Source organism: Geminicoccus sp. (genome assembly GCF_035556675.1).
GTDB lineage: Bacteria > Pseudomonadota > Alphaproteobacteria > Geminicoccales > Geminicoccaceae > Geminicoccus.
Genome location: NZ_DATMFZ010000296.1, coordinates 1 through 3,466, shown reverse-complemented (window position 1 = coordinate 3,466; position 3,466 = coordinate 1). Strand labels below are relative to the sequence as shown.

3 protein-coding genes and 1 pseudogene are annotated in these 3,466 nt (G+C 71.4%); 2 read left to right on the top strand and 2 right to left on the bottom strand.

Translation table 11 applies throughout. The features are described 5' to 3' along the window. Together VNS22_RS20555 and VNS22_RS20550 are read left to right on the top strand one after the other, a co-directional pair. A partial coding sequence (locus VNS22_RS20555; protein WP_325735759.1) for a YihY/virulence factor BrkB family protein occupies nucleotides 1–276 on the top strand: 276 nt, incomplete at its 5' end. 152 nt (nucleotides 277–428) lie between these two features. Beyond that, the gene (locus tag VNS22_RS20550; RefSeq protein WP_325735757.1) at nucleotides 429–1,151 is read left to right on the top strand and encodes an SDR family oxidoreductase; all 723 of its coding nucleotides are present in this window, start codon (nucleotides 429–431) and stop codon (nucleotides 1,149–1,151) included. Here the strand turns inward: VNS22_RS20550 and VNS22_RS20545 are convergent. Together VNS22_RS20545 and VNS22_RS20540 are read right to left on the bottom strand one after the other, a co-directional pair. Then, nucleotides 1,136–3,088 (bottom strand): adenylate/guanylate cyclase domain-containing protein, encoded by a 1,953-nt coding sequence (locus VNS22_RS20545; protein WP_325735755.1) that lies wholly within the window; start codon nucleotides 3,086–3,088, stop codon nucleotides 1,136–1,138. The genes VNS22_RS20550 and VNS22_RS20545 overlap by 16 nt on opposite strands. 31 nt (nucleotides 3,089–3,119) lie before the next feature. After that, nucleotides 3,120–3,466 (bottom strand): annotated as a pseudogene (locus VNS22_RS20540) (iron dicitrate transport regulator FecR); the annotation flags it as partial.

The window sequence follows — 3,466 nt, the reverse complement described above, 5'->3', positions numbered from 1 at the left end:
CCCGGCAGCATCCTGGCCGCCGTGGTCTGGGTGATCGGCTCGATGCTGTTCTCCTGGTATGTGAGCCGGTTCGGCAATTACGACGCCACCTATGGCTCGCTGGGCGCCGTGATCGGCTTCCTCACCTGGATCTGGCTCTCGGCGACGGTGGTGCTGGTGGGCGGCCAGCTCAATGCCGAGCTGGAGCACCAGACCGAGCGGGATTCGACCAGCGGCGCCGAGCGGCCGATGGGCAGTCGTGGCGCGGTCATGGCGGATACGGTCGCTCAGGGCTGACCCGCCGTCGTCCGGCGGCCGCGCTTGACGCGGCTGGCAAGGCCAGCCCACCTTCCGCACCGCCGGACCAAAGGTCCCGGCGGCGTCGACAGGGAGGGTTGAGCATGGGCGATTTCGTGAACCGTTTTTCGGTGGCAGGACGAAAGGCATTTGTGACGGGCGCATCCAAGGGCATCGGTGCCGAGGCCTGTCGGGTACTGGCCGATGCCGGCGCCGACATCGTCGCGGTCGCCCGTGATCCGGGGGGCCTCGCGGAGATCAAGGCCGATGTCGAGGCCAAGGGACGGCGCTGCCTCGTGATCCAGGCAGACCTGACCTCGGTCGAGGAGGGTCGCCGTGCTGCGCAGGAGGCCCTGGACGCCTGGGGCACCATGGACATTCTGGTCAACAATGCCGGGATCGGCTGCGGCGAGCCAATCCTGGAAGCGAGCATGGACAGCTTCGACCGGGTGATCGCCATCAACCTGCGGGCGCCACTGCTGCTCACCCAGTTGCTCGCCCCTGGCATGATCGCGCAGCGTCGCGGCAAGATCATCAACATCAGCTCGCAAGCCGCCATGATCGGCCTATTGGGCCACGCCACCTATTCCGCCTCCAAGGGCGGGCTCAACGCGATGACCAAGGTGATGGTGGCCGAGCTCTCGCCGCACAACATCCAGGTCAACACGATCTGCCCGACCGTGATCATGACCCCGCTGGGCCAGGCCTACTGGGGTGATCCGGCACGCTACGACCCGTTCGTCGCCAAGGTGCCGCTCGGCCGGGTGGGCCAGCCGATCGAGGTCGCCGACCTGATCCTGTTCCTGGCATCGCCGGCCTCGGACCTGATCACTGGCGACGACATCATGATCGACGGTGGCTACACCGCGGTCTGAGTGGGCGCCCCGGCCTCTACCGGGGTGAACAGCTCGAGCGGCCGCTCGATGCCCCGGACCAGATGGGCACCCAGCGGCCGCAGCCGGTCCGGCCCCAGGGCCGCCGCCGCGGCCGGACCGATCAGGATCGAGGTGGCGAGCAACTTGTTCTGCCCTTCCAGCCGGACCGCCAAGTTCATGGCCTCGCCATAGGCGGTGTAGTCCAGCCGCGTGCCGAGCCCGACATCACCCACCACCACGACCCCGCTTTCCAGGCCGATCCGGGTCCGGCCGAAGCCCACCGCCTGAGCGGCCGGCTCTGCGCGGAAGCGCTCGGTCCAGGCCAGGATGGCGGTTGCCGCTGTTAGCGCCCGCTGGTGATGGTCCGGCAGGTCCAGGGGCGCGTTGAAGATCGCGTGGACCGCATCGCCCACCAGCTTGTCGATCATGCCGCCATGGTCGACCACGATCCGGACGATACCCTCCAGGTAGCGGTCGAGCAGCGCGATCAGGTCGGCCGGCGCCAGCCGGCGGGTCAGCGCGGTGAAGTCCTCGAGATCGGTCGCCAGCACCGTCACCTCGCGCCGCTCTCCCTCGAGCTTCAGGCGCTCGGGGCTGCGCGCCAGGCGTTCGACCATCGCCGGATGCAGGCGGCGGCCGAAGCTGTCGCGCAAGTGCAGCTCGCGCCTGCGGATCAGGGACAGTGCCCCCACCGATGTGACGGCGAAGGCCGCGGTCGCCACCAGCACCGGCCCCGCCGGATCGAGCAACCGGCCCGCCCAGTGCAGCAACGTGCCAGCCGTACCGAGCCATGCCAGACCGAGAACAGCCAGCACCACCAGACCCGGCATCGGCCCCAGCCGGAGGGCTGCCAGGATCACGAGCCCGGCAAGCGCCAGCCCGGCCGTTGGCTCCAGCCAGTGGGCGAAGGGCGTGTCCAGCAGCACGCGGCCACGCAGGAGTTGCTGGATCGCCTGCGCATGAATGCCGACCGAGGGGCTCAGCGGCTCGAACGCCGTGGCCCGCAGGCCGCCCGATTCAGGAGCCGAGCTGCCGATCAGCACAATGCTCCCCAGGAGCCCATCCACCTCGCCGGCCAGCACGGCCCGAGCGGACAGCCAGTGCGGCTCAGGCTCCGTCTCTGGCCCAAGCGGGAGGAAGCCGTCGGCCGGCAGCGGCAGTTCCTGCCCGCCGACCTCCAGGCTCATGGTGCCGTGCGGCAGGGCCAGGAGCCGGTAGGCGGCCGAGCCATAGGCCAGACGCAGCGTCTCCAGGGCGAGCCCCGGCAGCACCGCCGGCCCGGCCGCCACCAGCAGCGGCACGCGGCGCACCCTGCCGTCCGGATCGCCCGGCAGCGACAAGGCGCCCAGTCCCGACGCGGCCGCCGCCAGGGCCGGCGCCGGCCCGGTCCCGCCATCACTCTGCCAGAGCCCGGCCAGATCCGGCCGGCCGGCCACCAGGAAGGGCGGACCCGGCAGGTCGCGTGTGCCGTCCGGATCGAGCACGAAACCCAGTACGGTCGCCGCAGATTCCACGGCATCCGCCAGCAGGAGGTCACCATCCGGCAGCCGCAGGGCGAGTTCGGCCAGTGCCGGGTCCTGCGCTGCCGCCGCGAGCTGGCGGGCCAGGGCCGCGGGCGAGCGCTGGTCCGGCTCGGCGAACAGGATGTCGATCCCGATCGATGCCGGCCCTGCTTCAGCCACCGCCGCCACCAGCCGCGCCATTGTCGCGCGCGGCCAGGGCCAGGGGCCGATCGCCTCCAGGGAGGCGCGGTCGATGTCGACCACGGTGACCGCGAAGGCCGGCTCCGGACGGCCTGCGCCGGTTTCCAGCGGGCTCATGACGAGCTGGAGCAGGTCCAGCGCCCGGACCCGCCAGACCGGCGGGGCCAGCGCCTGCACGAGAGCGAGGATCAGGGCACAGAGCAGGCCCGCCAGCGCCGGCATCCGGTCGGTCATGAGCCATGCATTGGGGCAGCAGCGGCCCCGGTCATCCGACGCTGGCGAGCGCAGCCTGGATGCGGGCGGCACCCCAGGGGGCGGCCGGGCTCGGCGGAGCGCCGGGCCTGGGGATGTTGGTGCCCTCGCCCGGGTCGAGCAGCACGCTCTGTCCCGCCGCCTGCACGGAGACCCGGCCAGTCGCGACGAACACGCCGAACACGTTGTTGCTGGGCCCGGCGAAGAACCGGGTGCCGCGCACCGCGATCAGGGCATAGGGGCTCTGCACGGTGGACCCGATGCCGGGCCCGTTCTCGTCATGCTCGAGCAGCAACGGGCCGGCCTGCAACTCATAGTTGCCGGCCTCGCTCGCCAGGGCGAACCGGTCGAGCCGCAGCC